Annotated in this window: 1 rRNA gene; it reads left to right on the forward strand. The window is 51.3% G+C overall.

The annotated features are described in order from the left end of the window. Positions 1–178 precede the first annotated feature (178 nt). Positions 179–1,733, forward strand: a 16S ribosomal RNA gene (locus tag BCT81_RS11335). The last annotated feature ends 38 nt before the right edge of the window (positions 1,734–1,771 follow it).

Genomic DNA, 1,771 nt, shown 5'->3' on the forward strand with positions numbered 1-1,771 from the left:
GTTGATGAATATCAAAAAATGAAACTTCGGTTTCAACTTGATTTCAATGAACTGAGTGACCAATTCGAATCGTAAGATTCGGCACAGTCAATTCATTATCATTCTGTTGGAATGGTAATAGCTTTAGAATTACTTTTTGTAGTTTTGAAGTCAGTATTCATTGAGTCGACAAAATCTTAAATTGAAGAGTTTGATCATGGCTCAGATTGAACGCTGGCGGCAGGCCTAACACATGCAAGTCGAGCGGAAACGAGTTATCTGAACCTTCGGGGAACGTTAAGGGCGTCGAGCGGCGGACGGGTGAGTAATGCCTAGGAAATTGCCTTGATGTGGGGGATAACCATTGGAAACGATGGCTAATACCGCATAATGCCTACGGGCCAAAGAGGGGGACCTTCGGGCCTCTCGCGTCAAGATATGCCTAGGTGGGATTAGCTAGTTGGTGAGGTAATGGCTCACCAAGGCGACGATCCCTAGCTGGTCTGAGAGGATGATCAGCCACACTGGAACTGAGACACGGTCCAGACTCCTACGGGAGGCAGCAGTGGGGAATATTGCACAATGGGCGAAAGCCTGATGCAGCCATGCCGCGTGTATGAAGAAGGCCTTCGGGTTGTAAAGTACTTTCAGTTGTGAGGAAGGGGGTGTCGTTAATAGCGGCATCTCTTGACGTTAGCAACAGAAGAAGCACCGGCTAACTCCGTGCCAGCAGCCGCGGTAATACGGAGGGTGCGAGCGTTAATCGGAATTACTGGGCGTAAAGCGCATGCAGGTGGTTCATTAAGTCAGATGTGAAAGCCCGGGGCTCAACCTCGGAACTGCATTTGAAACTGGTGAACTAGAGTACTGTAGAGGGGGGTAGAATTTCAGGTGTAGCGGTGAAATGCGTAGAGATCTGAAGGAATACCAGTGGCGAAGGCGGCCCCCTGGACAGATACTGACACTCAGATGCGAAAGCGTGGGGAGCAAACAGGATTAGATACCCTGGTAGTCCACGCCGTAAACGATGTCTACTTGGAGGTTGTGGCCTTGAGCCGTGGCTTTCGGAGCTAACGCGTTAAGTAGACCGCCTGGGGAGTACGGTCGCAAGATTAAAACTCAAATGAATTGACGGGGGCCCGCACAAGCGGTGGAGCATGTGGTTTAATTCGATGCAACGCGAAGAACCTTACCTACTCTTGACATCCAGAGAAGCCAGCGGAGACGCAGGTGTGCCTTCGGGAGCTCTGAGACAGGTGCTGCATGGCTGTCGTCAGCTCGTGTTGTGAAATGTTGGGTTAAGTCCCGCAACGAGCGCAACCCTTATCCTTGTTTGCCAGCGAGTAATGTCGGGAACTCCAGGGAGACTGCCGGTGATAAACCGGAGGAAGGTGGGGACGACGTCAAGTCATCATGGCCCTTACGAGTAGGGCTACACACGTGCTACAATGGCGCATACAGAGGGCGGCGAACTTGCGAGAGTGAGCGAATCCCAAAAAGTGCGTCGTAGTCCGGATTGGAGTCTGCAACTCGACTCCATGAAGTCGGAATCGCTAGTAATCGTAGATCAGAATGCTACGGTGAATACGTTCCCGGGCCTTGTACACACCGCCCGTCACACCATGGGAGTGGGCTGCAAAAGAAGTGGGTAGTTTAACCTTTCGGGGAGGACGCTCACCACTTTGTGGTTCATGACTGGGGTGAAGTCGTAACAAGGTAGCCCTAGGGGAACCTGGGGCTGGATCACCTCCTTATACGAAGATATTCACGATAAGTGTCCACACAGATTGAT

The sequence above is a fragment of the Vibrio sp. 10N.261.52.A1 genome, assembly GCF_002876325.1.
GTDB classification, from domain to species: Bacteria; Pseudomonadota; Gammaproteobacteria; order Enterobacterales; family Vibrionaceae; genus Vibrio; species Vibrio chagasii.